The sequence below is a fragment of the Nocardioides alkalitolerans genome (assembly GCA_038184435.1).
Taxonomy (GTDB): Bacteria; Actinomycetota; Actinomycetes; order Propionibacteriales; family Nocardioidaceae; genus Nocardioides; species Nocardioides alkalitolerans_A.
Genome location: CP116227.1, coordinates 591598 through 616926, shown reverse-complemented (window position 1 = coordinate 616926; position 25329 = coordinate 591598). Strand labels below are relative to the sequence as shown.

At 72.2% G+C, this 25329-nt stretch carries 22 protein-coding genes and 1 tRNA gene; 3 read left to right on the top strand and 20 right to left on the bottom strand.

The window, feature by feature from the left end; genetic code table 11:
* Window positions 1-5: 5 nt before the first annotated feature.
* From PIR53_03030 to argS, 19 genes are all read right to left on the bottom strand, one after another.
* The gene (locus PIR53_03030) at window positions 6-932 is read right to left on the bottom strand and encodes a F0F1 ATP synthase subunit gamma (GenBank protein WZH52972.1); all 927 of its coding nucleotides are present in this window, start codon (window positions 930-932) and stop codon (window positions 6-8) included.
* A gap of 3 nt (window positions 933-935) precedes the next feature.
* Complete coding sequence (atpA, locus tag PIR53_03025) at window positions 936-2576, bottom strand: F0F1 ATP synthase subunit alpha (GenBank protein ID WZH52971.1); 1641 nt, start codon at window positions 2574-2576, stop codon at window positions 936-938.
* A gap of 67 nt (window positions 2577-2643) precedes the next feature.
* The gene (locus tag PIR53_03020; protein ID WZH52970.1) at window positions 2644-3450 is read right to left on the bottom strand and encodes a F0F1 ATP synthase subunit delta; all 807 of its coding nucleotides are present in this window, start codon (window positions 3448-3450) and stop codon (window positions 2644-2646) included.
* Window positions 3450-3992, bottom strand: a complete 543-nt coding sequence (locus tag PIR53_03015; protein ID WZH52969.1) for a F0F1 ATP synthase subunit B — start codon at window positions 3990-3992, stop codon at window positions 3450-3452. The genes PIR53_03020 and PIR53_03015 overlap by 1 nt, the downstream gene beginning before the upstream one ends.
* A 35-nt stretch (window positions 3993-4027) precedes the next feature.
* Window positions 4028-4237 (bottom strand): ATP synthase F0 subunit C, encoded by a 210-nt coding sequence (gene atpE / locus PIR53_03010; protein WZH54394.1) that lies wholly within the window; start codon window positions 4235-4237, stop codon window positions 4028-4030.
* Between the two features lie 64 nt (window positions 4238-4301).
* Window positions 4302-5093: a F0F1 ATP synthase subunit A gene (gene atpB, locus PIR53_03005; protein WZH52968.1), complete on the bottom strand. Its 792-nt coding sequence runs from the start codon at window positions 5091-5093 to the stop codon at window positions 4302-4304.
* 76 nt (window positions 5094-5169) lie between these two features.
* The gene (locus tag PIR53_03000; GenBank protein ID WZH52967.1) at window positions 5170-5376 is read right to left on the bottom strand and encodes a hypothetical protein; all 207 of its coding nucleotides are present in this window, start codon (window positions 5374-5376) and stop codon (window positions 5170-5172) included.
* 87 nt (window positions 5377-5463) lie between these two features.
* Window positions 5464-5937 (bottom strand): hypothetical protein, encoded by a 474-nt coding sequence (locus PIR53_02995; GenBank protein WZH52966.1) that lies wholly within the window; start codon window positions 5935-5937, stop codon window positions 5464-5466.
* A gap of 81 nt (window positions 5938-6018) precedes the next feature.
* On the bottom strand, window positions 6019-7209 hold the full coding sequence (locus tag PIR53_02990) for an MraY family glycosyltransferase (protein WZH52965.1): 1191 nt from the start codon (window positions 7207-7209) through the stop codon (window positions 6019-6021).
* An 11-nt stretch (window positions 7210-7220) separates the two neighbouring features.
* The gene (locus PIR53_02985) at window positions 7221-7868 is read right to left on the bottom strand and encodes an L-threonylcarbamoyladenylate synthase (protein ID WZH54393.1); all 648 of its coding nucleotides are present in this window, start codon (window positions 7866-7868) and stop codon (window positions 7221-7223) included.
* Between the two features lie 83 nt (window positions 7869-7951).
* Complete coding sequence (gene prmC / locus PIR53_02980; GenBank protein WZH54392.1) at window positions 7952-8806, bottom strand: peptide chain release factor N(5)-glutamine methyltransferase; 855 nt, start codon at window positions 8804-8806, stop codon at window positions 7952-7954.
* 8 nt (window positions 8807-8814) lie between these two features.
* On the bottom strand, window positions 8815-9900 hold the full coding sequence (prfA, locus tag PIR53_02975; GenBank protein WZH52964.1) for a peptide chain release factor 1: 1086 nt from the start codon (window positions 9898-9900) through the stop codon (window positions 8815-8817).
* Window positions 9901-9998: 98 nt separating this feature from the next.
* Entirely contained in the window at window positions 9999-10223 is a 225-nt protein-coding gene (rpmE, locus tag PIR53_02970; protein WZH52963.1) for a 50S ribosomal protein L31, read from the bottom strand.
* A 155-nt stretch (window positions 10224-10378) separates the two neighbouring features.
* Window positions 10379-12421: a transcription termination factor Rho gene (gene rho / locus PIR53_02965; GenBank protein ID WZH52962.1), complete on the bottom strand. Its 2043-nt coding sequence runs from the start codon at window positions 12419-12421 to the stop codon at window positions 10379-10381.
* A gap of 226 nt (window positions 12422-12647) precedes the next feature.
* A complete protein-coding gene (thrB, locus tag PIR53_02960; protein ID WZH52961.1) occupies window positions 12648-13655 on the bottom strand; it encodes a homoserine kinase in 1008 nt (335 codons plus the stop codon).
* Window position 13656: 1 nt separating this feature from the next.
* Window positions 13657-14736: a threonine synthase gene (thrC, locus tag PIR53_02955; protein ID WZH52960.1), complete on the bottom strand. Its 1080-nt coding sequence runs from the start codon at window positions 14734-14736 to the stop codon at window positions 13657-13659.
* Window positions 14733-16037, bottom strand: coding sequence for a homoserine dehydrogenase (locus tag PIR53_02950; GenBank protein WZH52959.1), 1305 nt, complete (start codon window positions 16035-16037; stop codon window positions 14733-14735). Before PIR53_02950 ends, thrC begins: the two co-directional genes overlap by 4 nt.
* A 172-nt stretch (window positions 16038-16209) precedes the next feature.
* Complete coding sequence (lysA, locus tag PIR53_02945; GenBank protein WZH52958.1) at window positions 16210-17622, bottom strand: diaminopimelate decarboxylase; 1413 nt, start codon at window positions 17620-17622, stop codon at window positions 16210-16212.
* A 4-nt stretch (window positions 17623-17626) separates the two neighbouring features.
* The gene (gene argS / locus PIR53_02940; GenBank protein WZH52957.1) at window positions 17627-19309 is read right to left on the bottom strand and encodes an arginine--tRNA ligase; all 1683 of its coding nucleotides are present in this window, start codon (window positions 19307-19309) and stop codon (window positions 17627-17629) included.
* Between the two features lie 126 nt (window positions 19310-19435).
* Here argS and PIR53_02935 point away from each other — a divergent pair.
* Window positions 19436-19508: transfer RNA gene (locus PIR53_02935), tRNA-Arg, on the top strand.
* 81 nt (window positions 19509-19589) lie between these two features.
* Window positions 19590-20798 carry a formate-dependent phosphoribosylglycinamide formyltransferase gene (gene purT / locus PIR53_02930; protein WZH52956.1) on the top strand — a complete coding sequence of 403 codons (1209 nt, stop codon included), beginning with the start codon at window positions 19590-19592 and terminating at the stop codon, window positions 20796-20798.
* Between the two features lie 9 nt (window positions 20799-20807).
* Here the strand turns inward: purT and PIR53_02925 are convergent, their stop codons facing one another.
* Window positions 20808-21302, bottom strand: a complete 495-nt coding sequence (locus tag PIR53_02925; protein ID WZH52955.1) for a DUF427 domain-containing protein — start codon at window positions 21300-21302, stop codon at window positions 20808-20810.
* A 207-nt stretch (window positions 21303-21509) separates the two neighbouring features.
* On the opposite strand from PIR53_02925, the gene PIR53_02920 reads away from it, so the two are divergent.
* Window positions 21510-25328, top strand: a complete 3819-nt coding sequence (locus PIR53_02920) for a multifunctional oxoglutarate decarboxylase/oxoglutarate dehydrogenase thiamine pyrophosphate-binding subunit/dihydrolipoyllysine-residue succinyltransferase subunit (protein WZH52954.1) — start codon at window positions 21510-21512, stop codon at window positions 25326-25328.
* Window position 25329 lies beyond the last annotated feature (1 nt).

Below are 25329 nucleotides of genomic sequence, written 5' to 3'. Positions count from 1 at the left end.
TGTCTTCACTCACTCCCGGCCTGGGCGTCGGCGAGCGCGTTGACGCCACCGACGATCTCGCTGATTTCCTGGGTGATGCCAGCCTGGCGGGCCTGGTTGGCGATCCGCTTGTACTTCTTGATGAGCTCGTCCGCGTTGTCCGTCGCCGACTTCATCGCCTTCTGACGGGCCGCCAGCTCCGACGCCGCCGCCTGCAGCAGGGCGAAGAAGATCCGGCTTTGCACGTACTTCGGGAGCAGCGTGTCGAGCACCTCGGTGCCGGACGGCTCGAACTCGTACAGCGGGAGCAGCTCGTCCTTCGCCGGCGCCTCGGTGCCCTCGACGACCTCCAGCGGCAGCAGGCGCATCGCCTGCGGCTCCTGCACGAGCATCGACTTGAAGCGCGTGAAGACCACGTGCACCTCGTCGACGCCCGTGATGTCGTCCACGACCTCGCCGGTCTCCGTCAGGAACGCCGAGATGAGCGCCTGGCCGATGGCCCGGGCGTCGTCGTACGACGGCTGGTCGGAGTAGCCCGTCCACGCCCGCGCGATGGGGCGCTGACGGAACTTGAAGTACGCCTCGCCCTTGCGGCCGCTGATGAACGCGTCCACCTTCTTGCCCTCGCCCCGCAGGCGCTCGATGAGGCGCTCGGCCTCCTTGAGCACGCTCGAGGAGTAGGCACCGGCCAGACCGCGGTCGCTCGTGACGATGAGGACCGCGGCCCGGGTCGGGTTCTCGGGCTCCGTCGTCAGCGGGTGGTCGACGTTGGAGAACGTCGCCACCGCCGACACGGCGCGGGTGAGCTCGCGGGCGTACGGCGCGGCGGCCTGCGCCCGCTGCTGCGCCTTGATGATGCGGGACGCAGCGATGAGCTCCATGGCGCGCGTGATCTTCTTCATCGACTCGGTCGATCGGATCCGCGCGCGGTACTCACGCAGCGAAACGGCCATGGGTCAGCCCCGCTTCTGCTTGACGATCTGCTCCTGGCCGAGCTCGTCGTCCTCGAGCGCCTCGTGCGACTCCTTGCCGGCCTTGATCGACTGGCCGTCGGAGGTCTCGAACTGGTCGAGGAACAACTCGTAGGCGTCGTTCAGCGACGACTCGGTCGAGTCCTCGAACTTGAGGCTCTCGCGGATGCCGGCGAGGACGCCGTCGTGCGAGCGGCGCAGGTAGTCCAGGAACTCCTGCTCGAAGCGGAGGACGTCGTCCGTGGGGACCTTGTCCAGGCGACCCGACGTGCCCAGCCAGAGCGAGACGGTCATCTCGTCGACGGGGTACGGCGAGTACTGCGGCTGCTTGAGCAGGGCCATGAGGCGCTGGCCGCGGTCGAGCTGCTGACGCGAGGCGGCGTCGAGGTCGGACGCGAACATCGCGAAGGCCTCCATGGCGCGGAACTGCGCCAGGTCGACCTTGAGCGAGCCGGTGACGGCCTTCATCGCCTTCGTCATCGCCGCACCACCCACGCGGGAGACCGACACACCGACGTCGATCGCGGGCCGCTGGTTGGCCGCGAAGAGGTCGGACTGCAGGAAGATCTGGCCGTCGGTGATGGAGATGACGTTGGTCGGGATGAACGCCGAGACGTCGTTCGCCTTCGTCTCGATGATCGGGAGGCCCGTCATCGAGCCCGCGCCGAGCTCGTCGCTCAGCTTGGCGCAGCGCTCGAGGAGCCGGCTGTGCAGGTAGAAGACGTCACCCGGGTAGGCCTCACGGCCCGGCGGACGGCGCAGCAGCAGCGACACGGCGCGGTAGGCCTCGGCCTGTTTGGTCAGGTCGTCGAACACGATGAGGACGTGCTTGCCCTCGTACATCCAGTGCTGGCCGATGGCCGAGCCCGTGTACGGCGCCAGGTACTTGAAGCCCGCCGAGTCGGACGCCGGGGCGGCGACGATCGTCGTGTACTCCAGCGCGCCGGCCTCCTCGAGGGCGCCACGCACGGAGGCGATGGTCGAGCCCTTCTGGCCGATCGCCACGTAGATGCAGCGGACCTGCTTGGACGGGTCGCCCGAGGCCCAGTTCTGCTTCTGGTTGATGATCGTGTCGATCGCGATCGTGGTCTTGCCGGTCGCGCGGTCACCGATGATCAGCTGGCGCTGGCCGCGGCCGATCGGCGTCATGGCGTCGATCGCCTTGATGCCGGTGGAGAGCGGCTCGTGCACCGACTTGCGCTGCACCACGGTGGGCGCCTGCAGCTCGAGGGCGCGGCGGCCGGTCGTCTCGATGTCGCCGAGACCGTCGATGGCCTTGCCGAGCGGGTCCACCACGCGGCCGAGGTAGCCGTCGCCCACGGGGACGGAGAGGACCTCGCCCGTGCGCTTGACGGCCTGGCCCTCCTCGATCTTGTCGAAGTCGCCGAGGACGACGACACCGATCTCGCGGGCGTCGAGGTTGAGCGCCAGGCCCAGCGTGCCGTCCTCGAACTCGAGGAGCTCGTTGGCCATGGCCGACGGCAGCCCCGTCACGCGGGCGATGCCGTCGGCGGCCTCCGCGACGACGCCGACCTCTTCACGGCTGGCGGTCTCGGGCGTGTAGTCCGACACGAAACGCTGGAGCGCGTCGCGGATCTCGTCCGGACGGATCGAAAGCTCCGTCATCACTCTTCCTTCTGGTTCTCGGCCCGGGTGGTGGAGGGCGCGGGTGCGGCTGGGATCGGGGCCGGGGTCAGCCGGCGAGGCGGCGGCGTGCGGTGTCGAGGCGCCCGGAGACCGTGCCGTCGATGATGTCGTCGCCGATCTCGACGAGGACACCCCCGACCACGGACGGGTCCACGACGACGTTCAGGTGCACCGGGCGTCCGTACTGTCGCGACAGTACGTCGACCAGTCGAGCGCGGTCGCCCTCGGCGAGCGGCTTCGCGACGGTCACCGAGGCGACCCGCTCGCCGTTCACGTCAGCGGCGACCCGCTCGTACGTCGCGAGTGCGGCGCTCACCGTGCGATAGCTGCCGGCCAGTGCCTGCTTGGCCAGCGCGACGGTCGCGGGGAGCGCCTTGCCGCCGAGCAGGTCGTCGACCAGGCGGGCCTTGTCGTCGACCGAGCGGGCCGGGTCGGACAGCGCGTCGCGCAGCGACGGCTCGCCCTTGACGACCTGCCCCAGCTCGAACAGCTCGTTCTCGAGCCGGGTGCTGTCGGCCCCCGCGGAGCGGACGACCGCGATCTCACCGAGACGCTCGATGGCGTCGGCGAGGTCCCGGCCCACCGTCCAGCGGTGCCCGACGGCGGAGGCGACCAGCGGCAGGGTCCCCTCGGCGACCTTGCCCTGCAGGATCTGCCGGAGCAGGCCCTGCTTCGCCTCGGCGGGCACCGACACGTCCGTGACGACCCGGCGCAGGGCCGGCTCGCCGCGGAGGATGCCGGCGACCGCGAAGAGGTCGCCACCGACACGGGCGAGGTCGCTCTCGGCGACGGCCCGCAGCTCGACGGTCAGCGCCGCGAGCGCGTCGGCCGACGTGCCACGGAAGTCGGCCATCAGTTGACCCCGCCGGAGGACTCGAGATCGGCGAGGAAGCGCTCGACGACGCGGCTCTGGCGAGCCTCGTCCTCGAGGCTCTCCCCGACGATGCGGCCGGCGAGACCGGTCGCGAGGGTGCCGACCTCGGCACGGAGCGAGGTGACCGCCTGCTGGCGCTCGGCCTCGATCTGCGCCTTGCCCGCCTCGACGATGCGCGCGGACTCGGCCTGGGCCTGCTCGCGCATCTCGGCGACGATGGTCGCGCCCTGCTCGCGGGCCTCCTCACGGATGCGGGCCGCCTCGTGGCGGGCCTCCGCGAGCTGCTGCTCGAGCTCGGCGAGCTTGGCGTCGGCCTCGGCCTGCTTGGTCTCGGCCGCGGCCAGGCCGCCCTCGATCGCCGACGTGCGCTCGGCGAACGTCGCCTCGAAGTTCGGGACGACGAACTTCTTGACGAGCACGAAGAGCAGGGCGAAGACGACGACGCCGAGGACCACCTCGGGGATGTGCGGGATGAGCGGGTTCGGCTCTTCGCCCTCCGCTGCCGCGAGAAGGTAGTTCATGGGCTGTCCTTCGGTGAGAGTGCCGCTCGGCTACGTCAGAGGACGAAGGCGAGGGCGATACCGATGATCGCGAGCGCCTCGGCGAGGGCGAAGCCCAGGATGGCGATGGTCTGGAGGCGGCTCTGGGCCTCCGGCTGACGGGCGACGCCGTTGATGTAGGCGGCGAAGATCAGACCGATGCCGATACCCGGGCCGATGGCAGCCAGGCCGTAACCGATCATGTTGAGGTTGCCGTCCACGGCGATTTCCTTTCGGTTGGTTTCCCCGCGGTTGCTGCGGAGAAGTGCTGGGGCGGTTGAGCGGGATAGATCAGTGCTCGTCGGCGAGGGCGCCGGCGATGTACATCGCGTTGAGCAGGGTGAAGACGTAGGCCTGGAGGAACTGGATCAGCAGCTCCAGGAAGAAGATGGCCGTGAACAGCACCCAGGCGAGGATGCCGACCGGCACGTAGCCGAGCACGCCGCTCTGGAAGATCAGCCAGTACCCGCCCATCGCGAAGAGGATGAGCAGCAGGTGGCCGGCGAACATGTTGCAGAACAGACGCAGCGCCAGCGTCACCGGGCGGACCACGATGTTGGAGAAGAACTCCAGCGGCACGATCAGCAGCAGGATGGGGCCCGTCACGCCGCTCGGCATGCACTGCAGCTTCAGATAGCCGCCGAGGCCGTGCTTCCTGATCCCGACGTAGTTGTAGACCAGCCAGCTGATGGCGGCCAGGCCGTAGACGAGACCGGCCCGCGAGAACGTCGGGAACTGGATGAAGGGGATCGCCGCGGCCCAGTTGTTGAAGAGCAGCAGGAAGAACATCGACACCAGGTAGGGCACGAACTTCTGGAAGTCGTGGCTGCCGATGATGTCGCGGCCCAGCGAGTTGCGGACGAAGCCGTAGCCGGCCTCGCCGACGTACTGCAGCCGACCGGGCACGAGGGCGCGCTTGCGGGACGCGAAGTAGAGGAACGCGAAGGCCAGCACGGCGAACAGGACGATCTGCACCATGGGCTTGGTGACGATCGTGCCCTGACCGAAGATCGGCGGCAGGTCGAAGCTGGAGGGACCCGGGATGTACGGGTCCTCCGTCGCGGCCAGAACGTTGACGCTCAACGCGTGTGCTCCTTCGTGAGGTCGGCCATCAGGTCCGGGTGGTCGATCGCAGCGGTCCAGCCAGGACCGCCCGCGTTCAGGTCGTCGGTTTGTCGGTGGGGGCTTCGGGGGAAGCCCGGTTGTAGCGTGCGAACGTCATGTAGATGCCCAGACCCGCGCCGACCAGGATGCCGATCGCGACCAGGAACGTCGTGCCCAGCCATCGGTCGGCGAGCCATCCCAGCAGCCCGTACATCAGCACACCCGACGTCATGTAGCTGAACGACCGCCAGGGGTCGGCCATCGGCCCGTCGGGAGTTGCCCTCGAGGGTTCCAAGGGAGGCTGGTGCGGTGTCATCGCGCCCCGGACGATAGCAGGCAGGAGCGGTCATCACGCACCTGCCCTCTCCGACGGGACGACCGCTCGGTCGGGCAGGTCGTAGAGCGGGATACGGGCCCGCACCGTGACCGCCACGTGCGCCACGGTCCAGGCGAGGGCCGCAACCACCACTGCGCCGGCGAGCCACCGAGCACTCAGGACCGAGTCGGTGAGGCCGGACTCGCGCACAGCGAGCAGCGCGACCAGCACGAGCAACACGTTCAGCGCGTAGGTCATCAGGCTGACCAGGAAGACGGGGGCGCCGGCCGCCGAGGCGACCACGTCCACGACGAGGGCACTGGACGTGAGCACGACCAGCAGCAGGACTCCCCCGACCAGCGCGCCGAGCGCGGCCGGTGAGCCGCCCACGACGGCACCGACCAGCGTCAGGACGAGCACGGACAGAGCCACCGGGACGGTCGTCCGCAGCACGAGGCGCGCGGCGCCGCGGGGGCGCTGCGTGCCGGCGGCGGGGGCGGTCGTCATCAGGGCGGCCGTTCTCGTCGGGGGTGCGGGAGTGGTGCGGAAAACGCGGTCAGACGGCGGCCCGAGCGCTCGTGAAAGTTATCACAAGCCCTCCCCCGAGCCCTCCTCGGGGGGCGTCGCGAGCTCTTCCGGGGGCGCCGCCAGGGCGACCTCGTCGACCGGCTCCGCCGAACGCACGACCAGCGTGACGGCGAGCGTCGCGACGAATCCGACGGCCAGCACGGCCGCCACGAGCGCTCCGGAGTAGAGGCTCATGGTCACCGTGCCGAAACCGACGAGCGCGGCCCACATCCACATGACGAGCACCGCCCGGCGGTGGGAGTGCCCGATCTCGAGCAGGCGGTGGTGGAGGTGCTGCTTGTCGGCCTCGAAGGGCGAGACGCGCTTCTTCGCCCGCCGCAGCACGGCGAGCACCAGGTCGGTCAGCGGGATGATGAGGATGGCCACCGGCAGCAGCACGGGGAGCAGCACGGGCAGCAGGCTCGCCGTACCCCCGTCGGCCCCCGCGGTGAGCTCCGTCGCCGGGAACTGGCCCGTCAGGGTGATGGCGCTCGCCGACAGCATGAGGCCGATGAGCATCGAGCCGCTGTCCCCCATGAACAGCCGCGCCGGGTGGAAGTTGTGGCCCAGGAAGCCGAGGCAGGCTCCCGCGAGCAGCGCGCTCAGCAGGGCCCCCGTGTTGGCCAGGGTCGCGCCGTTGACGTTGGCGAGCTGGTAGCAGAACCAGAAGAACGCCAGCGCTCCGATGCCGACCACGCCGGCCGCGAGGCCGTCGAGGCCGTCGACGAAGTTCACGGCGTTGACCGTGACCACCACGATGATCACGGTCAGCAGCGCGCCCTGCAGCTCGTCCATGACGAAGATGCCGCCGCCGGGCAGGGGCACCGAGTAGAACTGCACGTTGCTCAGCACCAGGCCCGACGCCACCAGCACCTGCGCGCCCGCCTTCATGAGCGGGGAGATCTCCCAGAGGTCGTCGGCGATCCCGACGAGGCAGATGACCGCGCCGGCGAGCACCACGACCCCCGCGTCGCGGAACATCGACTCCGAGCCCCGGTAGGACAGGAAGGGGAGCTGGCGGGCCACGGCGTACGCCGCGACGATGCCGACGAGCATCGCCATCCCGCCGAAGTACGGGATCGGCGTGACGTGCACGTCCCGCCCCCGCACCTTCGCGACGGCGCCCCAGCGCAGCGCGAGCTCGCGCGCCACCACCGTCGCCAGGTAGGTGACGGCGGCGGCGACCAGGACGACGAGGAGGTACTCCCGCACGCGCGCCCCTCTCAGCCGTTGTCGACGAGCGTGGCGCCCTGGGGCTCGAGCACGGCGTTGAGCTCCTCGAGGCTGAGCGCCCCCAGGCGCAGCACCCGGCCCTGCGGACCGGTCGCGTCGACGATGGTGCTCGCGCTGCCGCCCGGCGAGGTGCCGCCGTCGACGATCACCTCCACCGCGTCCCCGAGCATGCCGTCGGCCTGCTGCGCCGTGGTGGCGGCCGGCCGCCCGGTGAGGTTGGCGGAGCTCACGGCCAGCGGGCCGGTGCGCTCGAGGATCTCGCGCGCCAGCTCGTGGTCGGGCATCCGCAGCGCGACGGTGCCGCGGGTGTCGCCGAGGTCCCACTGGAGCGAGGCCTGCTGGTGGAACACGATCGTGAGCGGACCGGGCCAGAAGGCGTCCATCAGGGCGCGGGCCCACCCGGGGACCTCGCGGGCCAGGGCGTCGGCCGTCACCGCCGAGCTGATGAGCACCGGCGGCGGCATGTCGCGACCGCGACCCTTCGCGGCGAGCAGCTTCGCCACCGCGGTCGGGTCGAACGCGTCGGCGCCCACGCCGTACACCGTGTCGGTGGGGAGCACGACGACCGCGCCGCGGCGTACGGCGAGGGTGGCGGCCTCGACGGCCGACTCGCGCTCCTCGGGGGTGGTCGTCGGCAGGACGCGGCTCGGCGTCGCCGCCTTCTCCAGGCGGGGCGTCTCGGGCGTGCGGTCCTCGGGGGTCTGCGGCTCGCTCACGGGGCTCATCGTGCCAGCCTCGCCGTCGTGTAGCGCGCACGACCTGCCAGGTCGAGGTGGTCGCGCACGTCGCTCCAGCGACCGTCCGCGACGACGACCGCCGGTGCGCTCTCCCCCTGCTCGTCGGCGTGCTCGAAGCCGAGGTGCCCCCCGGGGCGGAGCAGCGCTGCTGCACGACGTACCAGGGAGCGGATCGCGTCGAGCCCGTCGTCGCCGGAGAAGAGCGCCAGGTGGGGGTCGTGGTCCCGGGCCTCCGGGGCGACGGACTCCCAGGCCTCGAGCGGGATGTACGGCGGGTTGCTCACCACCACGTCGACGGTGCCGTCGAGGTCGACGAACGCGTCGGCCAGGTCGCCCTGGCGGAGGTCGACGCCTGTTCCGGCCAGGTTGCGCTGCGCCCAGGTGAAGGCGTCGGGGTCGAGCTCGACCGCGTGGACGCGGGCGTGGGGCACCTCGTCCGCCAGCGCGCGGGCGATCGCGCCGGACCCCGTGCAGAGGTCGACGACGACCGGCCGCTCCCCCGCCTCACGGGCGCGGTCGACGGCCCAGCCGGCGAGCAGCTCCGTCTCGGGTCGCGGCACGAAGACGCCCGGGCCGACCGCCAGCTCGACGTGCCGGAACGCGGCCGAGCCGGTGAGGTGCTGCAGCGGTTCGCGCGCGGCGCGGCGGGCCACGAGCTCGTCGAGCACCGCGGCCTGGGGCGCCTCCAGGGAGCGCACCAGCGCGAGGTTGCCCAGGCGCACGTCGAGGACGTGCGCGAGCAGCAGCTCGACGTCCCGCTCCGGGCTGGCCACCCCGGCCGCGGCGAGCACGGCCCCCGCACGCCGACGGACGGCGGCGAGGGGCTCCGCGCCGGTCACCGGACCACTCACCGGGCCGGACCCGCCTCGACCGACGCCAGCCGCGCCTCGAGGTCGGCGTCGACGGCGGACCCGACGACGGGGCCGAGGTCGCCGTCGAGCACGGCGTCGAGGTTGTAGGCCTTGTAGCCCGTGCGGTGGTCGGAGATCCGGTTCTCCGGGTAGTTGTAGGTGCGGATGCGCTCGGAGCGGTCCACGGTGCGCACCTGGGAACGTCGGGCGTCGCTGGCCTCCGCGGCCGCTGCCTCCTGCGCCGCGGCGAGGAGCCGGGCGCGGAGGATGCGCAGCGCCTGCTCCTTGTTCTGCAGCTGGCTCTTCTCGTTCTGGCAGCTCACCACGATGCCCGAGGGCACGTGGGTGATCCGCACGGCGGAGTCCGTCGTGTTGACGCTCTGGCCGCCGGGGCCCGAGCTGCGGAAGACGTCGATCCGCAGGTCGTTCTCGTCGATGCTGACGTCCACCTGCTCGGCCTCGGGCAGCACCAGCACGCCCGCGGCACTCGTGTGCACACGACCCTGGGACTCCGTCACGGGCACCCGCTGCACCCGGTGCACCCCGCCCTCGAACTTCAGGAGCGCGTACGGCGCCGTCCCCGGCTCGGGCGTGCCCTTCGCCTTCACCGCGACGGTGACGGACTTGTAGCCCCCGAGGTCGGACGGCGTCGCGTCGAGCACCTCGGTAGTCCACCCCTGGCGCTCGGCGTACCGGGCGTACATCCGGAGGAGGTCGCCGGCGAACAGCGCCGACTCCTCGCCGCCCTCCCCCGACTTGAGCTCCAGCAGCGCGTCCTTGCCGTCCGCCGGGTCCCGGGGCACCAGCAGCCGCCGGAGGCGCTCGGCGGCCTCCTCGCGGCGTACGGCGAGCTCCTCGGCCTCCGCGGCGAATGCCTCGTCGTCCGCGCTCAGCTCACGGGCGGCACCGAGGTCGTCCCCCAGGTCCTGCCACTCGCGCCAGGTGCGGACGACGGCGCTGACCTCGGCGTACCGCTGGTTGACGCGCTTGGCCGCCGCCTGGTCGGCGTGCAGCGACGGGTCGGCCAGGGTGCGCTCGAGCTCGGCCTGCTCGGCGGCCAGGGCCTCGACGGCCTCGAACACGGGGGCTCCTCGATCGGTTCAGGGGCGGGAAATGCACAGCGCCGGCTGGCTCCCTCGACATGGAGACCGAGAGGAGCCAGCCGGCGCTGAGACGGGCCTCAGTTCTTCTTGGCCGCGCCAGCCTTCGCGTAGCGCGCTTCGAAGCGGGCCACGCGGCCGCCGGTGTCGAGGATCTTCTGCTTGCCCGTGTAGAACGGGTGGCACTGCGAGCACACGTCGGCGTGGATCGAGCCGGACGTCGCGGTGCTGCGGGTCTCGAACTTCGCGCCACAGGTGCAGGTGACCTGGGTGACGACGTAGTCGGGGTGGATGTCCTTCTGCATGATGTGTCCTCTTCTCCTCGGCCGCCGGGTCGTCCTCCCCCGGTGGGAGGCCGTGAACCGGAGCCAGCGATGGATTGTGCCACCGGGGTCAACACGGAGACCAATCCGTGTGTTCCCCCGGTGGCGACGGGTGGGTGAGCGCCCGTGGGCGGGGCTCAGTGTCCGTTCTCGCCGGCGCCCGGCATGGTCTTCTGCACCTGCATGAGGAACTCGATGTTGCTCTGCGACTTCTTGAGCCGCTCGAGCAGGAGCTCCAGCGCCTGCTGGCCGTCGAGGCCCGACAGCAGCCGGCGCACCTTCCAGATGATCGCGAGCTCGTCCTTGCCGAGGAGCAGCTCCTCGCGACGGGTTCCCGACTGCACGGCGTCGATCGCCGGGAAGATCCGCTTCTCCGCGAACTCGCGACGCAGCCGGATCTCCATGTTGCCGGTGCCCTTGAACTCCTCGAAGATCACCTCGTCCATCTTCGAGCCGGACTCGATGAGGGCCGTGGCGAGGATGGTGAGCGAGCCGCCGTTCTCGATGTTGCGGGCCGCACCGAAGAACTTCTTCGGCGGGTAGAGCGCGGCCGAGTCGACACCACCGGACAGGATGCGTCCGCTCGGCGGGGCCGCGAGGTTGTAGGCGCGACCCAGGCGGGTGATGCCGTCGAGGAGCACGACGACGTCGTGGCCCAGCTCGACGAGCCGCTTGGCCCGCTCGATCGCCAGCTCCGCGACCGTCGTGTGGTCGCCGGCCGGCCGGTCGAAGGTCGAGGAGATGACCTCGCCCTTGACGGAGCGCTCGAAGTCGGTGACCTCCTCGGGACGCTCGTCGACGAGGACGACCATGAGGTGGCACTCGGGGTTGTTGCGCGTGATCGAGTTGGCGATCGACTGCATCACCATCGTCTTGCCGGCCTTGGCCGGGGACACGATGAGGCCGCGCTGGCCCTTGCCGATGGGCGCCGCGATGTCGATGACGCGACCGATGAGGTTGTGCTGGTCGGTCTCGAGGCGCAGGCGCTCGGAGGCGTAGAGCGGCGTCAGCTTCGCGAACTCGGGCCGGTTGCGGGCCTTCTCGGGGTCGTCGCCGTTGACCGAGTCCACCCGCACCATCGGGTTGAACTTCTCCTTGCGCTCGCCCTCGCGGGGCTGGCGCACCTGGCCGACGATCGCGTCGCCGCGGCGGAGACCCATCTTCCGCACCATGGGCAGCGAGAGGTAGACGTCCTCGGGCGCCGGCAGGTAGCCGCTCGTGCGGACGAAGGCGTAGCTGTCGAGGACGTCGAGGATGCCGGCTGCGGGCACCAGGACGTCGTCCTCGAGGATCGTGGTGTCGGGCTCGCGACCACCCCGGCCGCCGCGGTCGCGGTTGTTGCCGCCCCCGCCGCCGTCACGGTCGCGGCCCCGACGACGCCGGCTGCGCCGACCGCCCTCGTCGTCGCGGTTGGACTGCGGGCCCTGGTTGCCACCGCGGTCCTGGTTGCCGCCCTGGTTCCGGTTGCGGTCCTGGTTGCGGTCCTGGGTGCGGTCCTGGCCCTGGTTGCGGTCCTGGTTCCGGTTGCCCTGGTTGCGGTCCTGGTTCCGGTCCTGGTTCCGGTCCTGGTTCCCGCCCTGGTTCCCGCCCTGATTGCGGTCCTGGTTCCGGTCCTGGTTGCCCTGGCCGTCCCGGTTGCCGCGACCCTCGCGCTGGTCGCCGCGCTGCTCGCGCTGCGCGTCGCCCTGGGCGCGGCCGGAGTCGTCGTTCGTGCCGGAGGCCTCGCCGCCGTCCGGCTGCTGGCGCTCACGGCGGCGCGCCGGCCGCTCGGCGCGGTCGGTGGCCGCGGACGCGTCGGGCGCCTCCGACGCCGGGGCGACGGTCTCGCTGGTGGTGGCGGGCTGGGCGTCGCCCTCCACCTTGCGCGCACGACGGGCGCGCGCGGGGCGCTCCGCCGCCGCGTCGGCCGGGGCGCCCTGCTCGGGCGCGGCGGCGGACGGCTCGGCGGGCGCGGTGGTCTTCCGGGCGCGGCGCGCCGGGGCCGTGCCGGACGCGGACGCACCGCCGCCCGACTGGGCCGCCTTGATCGCGTCGACGAGCTGGGCCTTCTTCATGCCGCTCGCACCCGCGATCCCCAGGCCGCCCGCCATCGACTTCAGGTCGGCGAGCAGCAGGGAGTTGAGCCCGCCGCGCTTCTTCGGGGTCTGCTCGGCTGCGGCGGAATCGATCGTCTCAGTCACGTGAGGTCCTTCCCACGTTTGTGCGCTGGGCGGAGAACGCGCGGTCCGCACCGCCAGCTGGGGTCATGGCCTCCACGCCGCAGGGCCGACCCGTCACGGCTCGCGGGCGAGCCGGACGGGCAGGAGTGGATCCGCGTCGGGGACGTGGAGGAGGTTGCACCGCGCGGGATGATCCCGGTGGGCGCCGCGCCGCACGATCGGAGCAGACCGATCGGTGACGCGCTGGTTACCGTACCACCACACCCCGCGGATCGACCGCGAGGTGGTGGGCGCGCCACCCGTCGGGGCACCGCGCGAGCAGCGCCTCCGCGCTCGTGAGCGCGCGCCGCGCGTCGGCGGGCGACTCGACGTGGTCGTCGGGGTCCGCGTCCCCGACGAACGCCAGCACCGTGGGGCCGGCGCCCGAGATGACCGCCGCCACCCCGTCGGCACGGAGGGACCGCACGAGCTCGGCGCTGCGCGGCATGGCCGAGGCGCGGTAGTCCTGGTGGAGGTAGTCCCGCGTGGCGGCCGGCAGCAGCTCCGGGCGCTGGGCGAGCGCCAGCACGAGGAGCGCGACCCGTGCCGCGTTGGCGGCGGCGTCGGCGTGCGGCACCGTCGCCGGCAGCAGACCGCGGGCGACCTCCGTCGACACCGGCTCGTCGGGCACGAAGACGACGGCGGAGACGCCGGCGGCGACCGGCGAGGGCACCGCGAAGAACGTGCCGCCCTCCGAGCCCGAGACCGTGAACCCGCCGAAGACCGCGGGGGCGACGTTGTCGGGGTGGCCCTCGAGCCGGGCCGCGAGGGTGAACAGGTCGGTGTCGTCGAGCCGCTGGGCGCCGTCGGCGACGAGGGCGCGCGCGAGCGCCAGGCCGCCGACGATCGCGGCCGAGGAGGACCCCAGGCCCCGGCTGTGGGGCAGCACGTTCTCGCACCGCAGGCGCAGGCTGGGCTGCGCCAGCCCCATCTGCTCGAAGGCGCAGCGCATCGCGCGCACGACGAGGTGGGACTCGTCGAGGGGCACGTCGCCGGCACCCTCGCCGACCACCTCCACCTCGACCCGCGCCGGTGTGCCGTCGGCCGGCGCGATCACCTCGCCGGTCAGCACGTCGCGCAGGGCGAGCGCCAGGCCGAGGGTGTCGTAGCCGGGACCGAGGTTCGCCGAGGTCGCCGGCACCGAGACCGAGACCGGCCCCTGCACGAAGGCGGCACCCGGGTCCGTGCGGTCCAGCGGGGCGTCGATGGCCCCCACGTCAGGCGAGCCCGGCTGCGCGCGCCACGTCGGCCACGTCGGCGTCGACCACGGAGTCCACGACGTCGCCGAGACCTTCGAGCGCGGTCACCGTGTCCTTGAGCCCGTGTCCCGTGACCGTCACCGCGACGGTGAGCCCCGCGTAGGACTCCCCGCGGTCGAGGTCGTCGAGCAGGCCGGCGACACCGGTCGCGGAGGCAGGCTCGACGAACACGCCGTCGCGCCGCGCGAGCTCGCGCTGGGCACCGAGGATCTGCTCGTCGGTCACGGCACGGAACCGGCCGCCCGACTCCTCGGCGGCGGCCACGGCCAGCTTCCACGAGGCCGGGTTGCCGATGCGGATCGCGGTCGCCTTCGTCTCCGGGTCCGCCACCGGGGCGCCGTTGACGAGCGGGGCCGCGCCGGCGGCCTGGAACCCGCGCATCACCGGACGGCGCGTGGCGTGGCCGGCCGCGGCGTACTGGGTGTAGCCGAGCCAGTACGCCGAGATGTTGCCGGCGTTGCCGACCGGCAGCACGTGCACGTCGGGAGCGTCGCCGAGGAAGTCGACGATCTCGAAGGCGGCGGTCTTCTGGCCCTCGAGCCGCGCCGGGTTGACGGAGTTCACGAGCGCCACCGGGTAGGAGTCCGCGAGCTGCCGCGCCAGCGTCAGGCAGTCGTCGAAGTTGCCGCGCACCATGAGCACCTGCGCGCCGTGCATGATGGCCTGCGCCATCTTGCCGGCCGCGATCTTGCCCTCGGGCACGAGCACGAGCGGCGTGAGGCCGCAGTGGGCGGCGTAGGCCGCCATCGCGGCCGACGTGTTGCCGGTCGAGGCGCAGACGACGGCGCGGGCGCCCTCGTGCTTCGCCAGCGAGATCGCCGCCGTCATGCCGCGGTCCTTGAAGGACCCGGTCGGGTTGTTGCCCTCGACCTTGAGCCAGACCTCGGCCCCGGTGAGGCCCGACAGCCAGCCGGAGCGCACGAGCGGGGTGCCGCCCTCGCGCAGCGTCACCGCGGGCAGCCCGGCGGGCAGGTCGAGCAGCTCGCGGTACTCGTCGATCACTCCACGCCACTGCGGGCGCGCGGTCGTGGTGCTCATTCCGTCTCCCCCTCCACGCGCATCACCGAGGTGACCTCGCGGACGATGTCCATCTGCTGCAGGTGTGCCACCGTGGCGGCGAGCTGGGCGTCCGTGGCCCGGTGCGAGACGACGACCAGCTGCGCGTCGGCGCCGCGGCCCTCCTGGCGGACCGTCTGGATCGAGACGCCGTGCTCGGCGAAGGCCGTAGCGACGAGCGCCAGCACACCGGCGCGGTCCTCGACGTCGATCGCGACGTGGTAGCGCGTGAGGGTGTCCCCCATCGGGAGCACCGGCCGCGCCGTGTACGCCGACTCCCCCGCGCCGCGCGTGCCCGCACGGTGGTGGCGGGCGATCGTGACGAGGTCGCCCAGCACGGCCGAGGCGGTCGGCGCACCGCCGGCGCCCGGACCGTAGAACATGAGCCGCCCGGCGGCCTCCGACTCGACGAAGACCGCGTTGTAGGCCTCGCGGACCGACGCGAGCGGGTGGCTGCGCGGGATCATCGCGGGGTGCACCCGGGCGGAGACCGCCTGCCCGTCGGGACCGTCCCGCAGCTCGCAGATCGCGAGCAGCTTGACCACGGCGCCCATGTCTGCGGCCGAGCGCACGTCCGCCGCCGTCACGTCGCTGATGCCCTCGCGGTGGACGTCGGCCGCGGTGACCCGCGTGTGGAACGCCAGCGACGCCAGGATCGCGGCCTTGGCCGCGGCGTCGAAGCCCTCGACGTCCGCGGTGGGGTCGGCCTCGGCGTACCCGAGCTCCTGCGCCTCCCCGAGCGCGTCGGCGAACCCGGCGCCCGAGCTGTCCATCTTGTCGAGGATGTAGTTCGTCGTGCCGTTCACGATGCCGAGCACCCGGGTGACGGTGTCACCGACGAGCGACTCCCGCAGCGGCCGGATGATCGGGATGGCCCCGGCGACGGCGGCCTCGTAGTAGAGGTCGCGGCCCGCCTTCTCGGCGGCCTCGAAGAGCGTCGCGCCGTCCTCGGCGAGCAGCGCCTTGTTGGCGGTCACCACCGACGCGCCGCTCTCGAGCGCCGCCAGGATCAGCGAGCGCGCCGGCTCGATGCCGCCGATGACCTCGACCACGAGGTCGACGCCGCTCGTGACGAGCGCGGTCGCGTCGGTCGTGAGGAGGTGGCTCGGGACGTCGACGTCACGCGGGGCGTCGAGACGCCGCACGGCGACCCCGACGAGCTCCAGGGGGACACCGGCGCGCATCGCGAGGTCGTCGGCCTGCTCGGTCAGCAGGCGCACGACCTGCGAGCCGACCGACCCGCAGCCGAGCACGGCGACGCGGAGGGCGTCCTTGGTCTGCATCGTTCTCAACCTTTCCACCGCCGGCCGGACGGCCCGCGGCGCCGGGGTGGCTCGCTCGGGGAGGGCCCCGCGACCGCCTCGGCGGCGGTCTCGATGACGGCCTCGAGGGTGCGGGGAGTCCCCGCACCGTATCCGGCCCGAGCCCCCCGCACGGGATCGGGCCCGTGCCGGCTCACGCCTCGGACCCGCCGACGTCGGTGGCCAGGAGGTCGTCGAGCGTCTCGCGGCGCACGACGACGCGGCTCTCGCCGTCGCGCACGGCGATCACGGGCGGCCGCAGCGCGTGGTTGTAGTTGGACGCCATCGACCGGCAGTAGGCGCCCGTCGCGGGCACGGCCAGCAGGTCGCCCGGCGCCACGTCGGCGGGCAGGAACTCGTCCTTGACCACGATGTCGCCGGCCTCGCAGTGGTGACCGACGACGCGGGCGAGCTCCGGCGCCGCGTCCGAGCTGCGCGAGGCGAGGGTGCAGGAGTAGTCCGCGTCGTACAGGGCCGTGCGGATGTTGTCGCTCATGCCCCCGTCGACGGAGACGTACGTGCGGCTCGCGCCACCGTCGAGCGCGACGGCCTTGACGGTGCCGACCTCGTAGAGCGTGAAGGTGGACGGACCGACGATCGCCCGGCCGGGCTCGATGGAGAGGTGGGGCACGGCGATCCCGAGCCCCCGGCACTCGTGCTCCACGATCGCCCGCATCTCGGCCGCGAGCACCGCGGGGGTCGAGGGGTCGTCCTGCGTGGTGTAGGCGATGCCGAACCCGCCGCCGAGGTCCGTCTCGGGCATGGTGTGGCCCAGCTCGGCGGCCACGCGGGCGTGGAGCGCCAGCACCCGCTTCGCCGCGACCTCGAACCCGGCGGAGTCGAAGATCTGGCTGCCGATGTGGCTGTGCAGCCCGCGCAGCTCCAGACCGTCGGCGGCCAGGACCCGCCGCGCCGCCTCCAGGGCGTCGCCGGACGTGATCGAGAAGCCGAACTTCTGGTCCTCGTGGGCCGTGGCGATGTACTCGTGCGTGTGGGCCTCGACGCCGGCGGTCACCCGGATCATCACCGGGGCGCGGCGCTCGGCGCCCGCCGTCAGCTCCGTGAGCCGCTCGATCTCGTGGAACGAGTCGACGATGATGCGGCCCACGCCGACCTCGAGCGCGCGCCGGAGGGCCCGCACCGACTTGTTGTTGCCGTGGAACCCGATCCGCGCCGGGTCGACGCCCGCCCGCAGGGCGACGGCCAGCTCGCCCTCGGAGCAGACGTCGAGGCAGAGCCCCTCCTCGGCCACCCAGCGCGCGACCGCGGTGCACAGGAAGGCCTTCCCCGCGTAGTAGACGTCCCAGCCGGCGAAGCCGTCGCGGAAGGCCCGGGCGCGGTCGCGGAAGTCGTCCTCGTCCAGCACGTACGCCGGCGTGCCGTGCTCGGTGGCGATGCGCGACACCGGCACGCCCGCCACGGTCAGCTCGCCGGACGCGTCCTTGGCGACGTTCGCCGACCACAGGTGGTCGACGAGCGCGTTCGTGTCGGCGGGCTCGCGGAGCCAGGCCGGGCCGCGCAGGGCACCCTCGGCGTGGGCCCAGCCGGCCTCGTGGGCGCGGACCACCTCGTCACATCCTCTCGGGAGCGGAGACGCCGAGCAGGCCGAGGCCGTTCGCGACGACCTGGCGCACGGCGTGGGCCAGCACGAGGCGCGCCTCGTTCGTCGGCGAGACCGGCTCGTCGCCCTGCGGCAGCATGCGGCACTCCTTGGTGTCGTACCACTTGTTGAACACCGACGCGGTGTCCTCGAGGTAGCGCGCGATGCGGTGGGGCTCGCGCAGCTCGGCCGCGGTCGCGACGACGCGCGGGAACTCGGCGAGGGCGCGCAGCAGCTCGCCCTCGCGCTCGTGGGAGAGCAGCGCCGCGTCGAAGTCGTCGCCCAGGGCGTCCGGCAGCCGCATGCCGAGGTCCGTGGCGTTCGCGATCATCCGGCAGGTGCGGGCGTGCGCGTACTGCACGTAGTAGACCGGGTTGTCCGCGGAGGCCCGCGTGATCTCGGCGATGTCGAGCGTCAGCGGCGAGTCGGCCGGGTAGCGCGCGAGCGAGTAGCGCAGCGCGTCGACACCGATCTCGTCGGCGAGCTCGTTGAGGGTGACGATCGTGCCCTTGCGCTTCGACAGCTTCACCTCGACCCCGTCGCGCAGGATCTTCACGAGCTGGCCGATGAGCACGTCGAGGGTCTGGTCGGGGTCGTCGCCCACGCAGGCGGCCATGGCGCGCAGGCGGTTGACGTACCCGTGGTGGTCGGCGCCCAGCAGGTACAGGCAGCGGTCGAACCCGCGCGCCCGCTTGTTCAGGTAGTACGCCGTGTCGGACGCGAAGTAGGTCAGCTCGCCGTCCGACTTGATGAGCACGCGGTCCTTGTCGTCGCCGAAGTCGGTGGTGCGCATGAAGAGCGCCCCCTCCGACTCGTAGACGTGGCCGAGGTCCTTGAGGCGCGCCAGCGTCTCGGGCACCGAGCCCGACTCGTGCAGGGAGAGCTCCGAGAACCACACGTCGAAGTGCGTCTGGAACGCCTCGAGCGTCTCCTGCTGCTCGCGCAGCTGGAGCGCGTACCCCTCGGCGCGCACCGCCGCCCGGCGCTCGTCGGGCGGCAGGTCGAAGATCCCGGGCCGCGCCGCCTCGACGGCCGTGGCGAGCTCCGCGACGTACGCCCCGGCGTACCCGTCCTCGGGGGCCGGCTGGCCCAGCGCCGCCGCGATGATCGAGTCGGCGAAGTGGTTCATCTGCACGCCGCGGTCGTTGATGTAGAACTCGCGCGTGACCTGGGCGCCGGCGGCGTCGAGGACGCGACCGATCGCGTCGCCGAGCACGGCCCAGCGGGTGTGGCCCAGGTGCAGCGGCCCGGTGGGGTTGGCGGAGATGAACTCGACGTTGACCGTGAGGCCGTCGAGCGTGTGCGAGCGCCCGTACGTCGCGCCCGCGGCCACGATGTCGGCGGCGACCTGCCCCTGGGCCCCGGCGTCCACCGTGATGTTGAGGAAGCCGGGCCCGGCGATCTCGATGCCGGCGACACCGGCGGCCCGCTCGAGCCGCTCGCTCAGGAGCCCCGCGAGGGCGCGCGGGTTGGTGCCCGCCTTCTTGGCGAGCTGGAGCGCGACGTTGGTCGCGTAGTCGCCGTGGCCCTTCTGGCGGGGTCGCTCGATCGTCACCGTCGTCGGGAGGTCGGCGTCGGCCAGGGCGAGGGAACCGTCGGCGACGAGCGCCACCAGGGCGTCGCGGACGGTCGTGGAGAGCTGCTCGGGGGTCACCGACCCAGCGTATCGATGCCGGGCGCCGGGCCCGGCATCGATATCGGGGCCGACCTGATTCGCCGCGGCCCTGGCGGGGTTGTAAGGTCGTCCCAGCCCCATGACCGGTCGCGACCGGTCGGGCGGGCCTCCGTAGCTCAGGGGATAGAGCACTGGTTTCCGGTACCAGGAGTCGCAGGTTCGAATCCTGCCGGGGGTGCAGCACCGAAGGGCCCGGACCGCGTGCGGTCCGGGCCCTTCGTCGTACCGGCCCACCGCGCCCTCCCCCTACCCTGGGCGCGTGACGATCCTGGGCACCCCCCTCTCCCCCGGCGCCACCCGCGCCCTCCTCCTCGGCTCCGGCGAGCTCGGCAAGGAGGTGGCCATCGAGCTGCAGCGCCTCGGCGTGGAGACGATCGCCGTCGACCGGTACGCCGACGCCCCGGCCATGCAGGTCGCCCACCGCAGCCACGTGATCGACATGCTGGACGGCGCCGAGGTACGGCGCGTGGTCGAGCTCGAGCGGCCCGACTGGGTGATCCCGGAGATCGAGGCCATCCACACCCCGACGCTGCTCGACCTCGAGGCCGAGGGCGTCACCGTGGTGCCGACGGCCCGCGCGGCGCGCCTCACGATGGACCGGGAGGGCATCCGCCGGCTCGCCGCCGAGGAGCTGGGGCTGCCCACCTCGCCGTACCGGTTCGCGGACACCTTCGAGGACTTCGCGGCGGCGGTCGAGGCCGTCGGGACCCCGTGCGTGGTCAAGCCGGTGATGTCGTCGTCGGGCAAGGGCCAGTCGGTCGTCCGCACCCCGGCCGACGTCGAGACGTCGTGGCGCTACGCGCAGGAGGGCGGCCGCGCGGGTGCGGGGCGGGTCATCGTGGAGGGGTTCGTCGACTTCGACGTCGAGATCACGCTGCTGACGGTCAAGCACGCCGCGGCCGACGGCGGGCCGGACGTCATCTCCTTCTGCGCCCCCATCGGCCACGTGCAGGTCGACGGCGACTACCGCGAGTCGTGGCAGCCCCAGGCCCTCGACGACGCCGTGCTCGCGCGGGCCCAGGAGGTGTCCGCCGCCGTCGTCCGCGAGCTGTGCGGCGAGCACGGCCGCGGGCTCTTCGGCGTGGAGCTGTTCGTCGCCGGCGGCGAGGTGGTGTTCTCCGAGCTCTCGCCCCGCCCCCACGACACCGGTCTCGTCACCCTCGTCTCGCAGGACCTCTCGGAGTTCGCGCTGCACGTGCGCGCCGTGCTCGGGCTGCCCATCCCGAACGTGCGCGACCGCGGCCCCGCCGCCTCGTGCGCCGTCTTGCTGGAGGGCGAGCTGACCGCACCCCGGTACGCCGGCCTCGATGCCGCCCTGACCGAGCCCGACACGGCGGTGCGGGTGTTCGGCAAGCCCACCGTCGCGGGACGTCGGCGGATGGCCGTCACCCTGGCCCTCGGGGACGACGTCGAGTCCGCCCGCGCGACCGCACGCCGGGCCGCGTCCCGGATCACCGTGACGGAGTGACGGGTCCCCTCACCACCCCCAGGTGCCCGGGCCGCCCTTGAACGGCCCGACGACCCGCGAGGTGATCCAGCCGCCGTAGAAACCGCCCGGCTGGGGCTCGACCTCCTCGCCGTCCACCGTGCAGCGGTCGACGGCCCCGGGCATGACCGCGAGGGTGCCCACGAGGTCGACGAACCGCGGGGTGGGCTCGGGGTAGGTCCACGCCGCCCGAGCGGCCGTGCGCGTGCCGCCGACGAGGTCGAAGTACGCCGCCTGTCCCTTCCACTCGCAGGTGCTGGTGCCCTCGGCCGGCCGGACCGCCCCGTCGACGAAGGCCTCGCGCGGCAGGTAGTACGTCGGCGGGTGGCTCGTCTCCAGCACGCGCCAGGCCGCGTCGGTCGACGCGATCCGCACGCCGCCGAGCCACACCTCGACCTGTTCGGTCGAGCGCTCCAGGGACGGCGGACGCGGGTAGTCCCAGACCGACTCCTGACCGGGACCGGGCTTCTCGGGGCGAGGACGCATGCCGCCAGGCTAGGTCGGGGGTCGACGGACCGCCCGCAACGGCGTGATCTCCGCCACGATGAACGGTCCAATCGGACGGGTCCGGCCAGTACCGACGGGTAGGGCGACCGGCCAGCGACCCGGTCCCTGCAATTGTTGCCGTCAGGGACTAGCCTGGGTGGCCGCAACCCACCCCGTCGCGTACTCCCGGAAGAGGCGAACCTAGCCGTGCCGCAGTCCCCTGGCAGCCCATCCACATCGACCGTCGACTTCGGAGCCAACGAGTGGCTCGTCGACGAGATGCGTGAGCAGTTCGAGCGTGACCCGGACAGCGTGACCCCGGAGTGGAAGGCGTACTTCACGACGGGCACCACGCACGGCTCGAACGGCAACGGCTCGACCCCCGCCCCGTCCGCCTCGACGGCCTCGGCGCCCGCCGCCGCCCCGGCGAAGGCACCCGCGGAGGCACCCGCGAAGGCACCGGCCAAGGCCCCCGCCAAGGCACCGGAGAAGGCGCCCGCGAGGGCCGCCGAGAAGGCTTCCGAGAAGGCGGCGGAGAAGGCCCCCGCGAAGGCGCCCGAGAAGTCCGCCCCCACCCCGCAGTCCAAGCCGCGCCCCGCGGGCCAGGCCCCCGAGCCCGGCCAGGGCGGCACCAAGCCGGTCGCGAAGGAGAACCCCGTGACTGCCGCAGCGGCCACGTCCGACACCCCGACGTACACGGTGCTCCGCGGCGCCCCGGCCCGCACGGTGCAGAACATGGACGCCTCGCTCGAGGTGCCGACGGCGACCTCCGTGCGCGCCGTCCCCGTGAAGCTCCTGTGGGACAACCGCACCGTCATCAACAGCCACCTCGCCCGCGCCCGCGGCGGCAAGGTGTCCTTCACCCACCTCATCGGCTACGCGCTGGTGCGGGCCCTCACGACCATGCCCGAGATGAACGTCGGCTACGAGGTCGTCGACGGCAAGCCCAACCTGGTCACGCCCGCCCACATCAACCTCGGGCTCGCGATCGACATCCAGAAGGGCGACCAGCGCCAGCTGCTCGTGCCGTCCATCAAGGCCGCCGAGTCGATGGACTTCGCCGCCTTCTGGACGGCCTACGAGGAGATCGTGCGCAAGGCGCGCGACTCCAAGCTGACGATCGCCGACTTCCAGGGCACCACGATCTCGCTGACCAACCCCGGCGGCATCGGCACCGTCCACTCCGTGCCGCGGCTCATGAAGGGCCAGGGCGCCATCATCGGTGTCGGCGCGATGGAGTACCCGGCGGAGTGGCAGGGCGCCTCCGCCGAGGCCATCGCCCGCAACGGCATCAGCAAGGTCATGACGCTGACCTCGACCTACGACCACCGCGTCATCCAGGGTGCGCAGTCGGGCGAGTTCCTCAAGCGCGTGCACCAGCTGCTGCTCGGCGCCGACGACTTCTACGACGACATCTTCCGGGCGCTGCGGATCCCCTACGAGCCGATCCGCTGGAGCAACGACATCGCGACGTCGCACGACGACGAGATCTCGAAGCAGGCGCGCATCCTCGAGCTGATCCACGCCTACCGCGTGCGCGGCCACCTCATGGCCGACACCGACCCGCTGGAGTACAAGCAGCGCAGCCACCCCGACCTGCGGGTCGAGACGCACGGCCTCACCCTGTGGGACCTCGACCGCGAGTTCGCGACCGGGTCCTTCGGTGGCGAGGGTCGCCGCTTCATGAAGCTGCGGGACATCCTCGGCATCCTGCGGGACAGCTACTGCCGCACGATCGGCATCGAGTACATGCACATCCAGGACCCCGAGCAGCGTCGGTGGATCCAGGAGCGCGTGGAGCAGCCGCACCGGAAGACGCCGCGCGACGAGCAGCTCCGGATCCTGCTGAAGCTCAACCAGGCCGAGGCGTTCGAGACCTTCCTGCAGACGAAGTTCGTCGGCCAGAAGCGCTTCAGCCTCGAGGGTGGCGAGACGACCGTCCCCGTGCTCGACGAGATCTGCGAGGCCGCCGCCGAGGCGTCGCTCGACGAGGTCGCGATCGGCATGGCCCACCGCGGCCGCCTCAACGTGCTCGCCAACATCGTCGGCAAGAAGTACAGCCAGATCTTCCGCGAGTTCGAGGGCAACATCGACCCGCGCACCGTGCAGGGCTCCGGCGACGTCAAGTACCACCTGGGCGCCGAGGGCGAGTTCGTCGCCGAGAACGGCGACAAGGTCAAGGTCTCCGTGGCGGCGAACCCGTCGCACCTCGAGGCCGTCGACCCGGTGCTCGAGGGCATCGCGCGCGCCAAGCAGGACGTGCTGAACCGCGGCGACGCGTTCCCGGTGCTCCCCCTCCTCGTGCACGGCGACGCGGCCTTCGCCGGCCAGGGGGTCGTCGCCGAGACGCTCAACCTGTCGCAGCTGCGCGGCTACCGCACGGGCGGCACGATCCACGTGATCGTCAACAACCAGGTCGGGTTCACCACCTCCCCCGGTTCCTCGCGCTCGACCCTGTACGCGACCGACGTCGCGCGCATGGTCCAGGCACCGATCTTCCACGTGAACGGCGACGACCCGGAGGCGTGCATCCGCGTCGCCCGGCTCGCGTTCGAGTACCGCCAGGCCTTCAACAAGGACGTCGTCATCGACCTCGTCTGCTACCGCCGCCGCGGTCACAACGAGGGCGACGACCCGAGCTTCACGCAGCCGCTCATGTACGACCTCATCGAGCAGAAGCGCTCGGTGCGCAAGCTCTACACCGAGTCCCTCATCGGTCGTGGCGACATCACGATCGAGGAGGCCGAGCAGGTCCTGCGGAACTACCAGGAGCAGCTCGAGCGCGTCTTCACCGAGGTGCGGGAGGCGACCAGCCAGCCGTCCGAGTGGACGACGGTCCCCGACTACCCGGAGAAGCCCGCGGGCGAGACGCAGACCGCGATCTCCCTCGAGGAGATGAAGCGGGTCGCCGACGCCTACACGACGCCGCCCGAGGGCTTCACGGTGCACCCGAAGGTGCTGCCGCAGCTGCAGCGTCGCGCCGCGGCGATCGCGAACGGCCCGATCGACTGGGCCACCGGCGAGATCCTCGCCTTCGGCGCCCTGCTCATGGACGGCCGCCCGGTGCGCCTGGCCGGTCAGGACTCGCGTCGCGGCACGTTCGTGCAGCGCTTCGCGACGATGATCGACCGCACCAACGCCGACGAGTGGACGCCGCTGTCGAACCTCACCGAGGACCAGGCGAAGTTCCACGTCTACGACTCGCTGCTCAGCGAGTACGCCGCGCTCGGCTTCGAGTACGGCTACTCCGTCGCGCGTCCCGAGGCGCTGGTGCTGTGGGAGGCGCAGTTCGGCGACTTCGTCAACGGCGCCCAGACGGTCATCGACGAGTTCATCTCCTCCAGCGAGACGAAGTGGCGCCAGCGCTCGGGCGTCGTGCTGCTGCTGCCGCACGGCTACGAGGGCCAGGGCCCCGACCACTCGTCGGCCCGCATCGAGCGCTTCCTGCAGATGTGCGCCGAGAGCGCGTTCGTCGTCGCGCAGCCCTCGACCCCGGCGTCGTACTTCCACCTGCTGCGGCAGCACTCGCTGAGCGAGCGCCACCGGCCGCTGGTGGTCTTCACGCCGAAGTCGATGCTGCGTCGCAAGGAGGCCGCGTCGCAGCCCGACGAGTTCACCTCGGGCACGTTCCAGCCCCTCATCGGCGACGCCGAGGCGGACCCCGCGAAGGTCTCGACCCTGCTGCTCTGCTCGGGTCGCGTCACGTGGGACCTCGTGGTCGAGCGCGCCAAGCGGGACAACGGTTCGTCGTTCGCGATCGCCCGGGTCGAGCAGCTCTACCCGACGCCCGACACGGCCATCGCCGAGGAGATCGCGAAGTACCCGAACCTCCAGGAGGTGCGCTGGGTGCAGGACGAGCCCGAGAACATGGGTCCGTGGCCGCACCTGCAGCTCAACTCGTGGCCGCTCATCGAGAAGTTCACGGTGCAGCCGGTGACGCGCAAGCAGTCGTCGTCCCCCTCGGTCGGCACGGCGAAGCGTCACGCCGAGGAGCAGAAGGAGCTCCTCGCCCGCGCGTTCTCCTGAC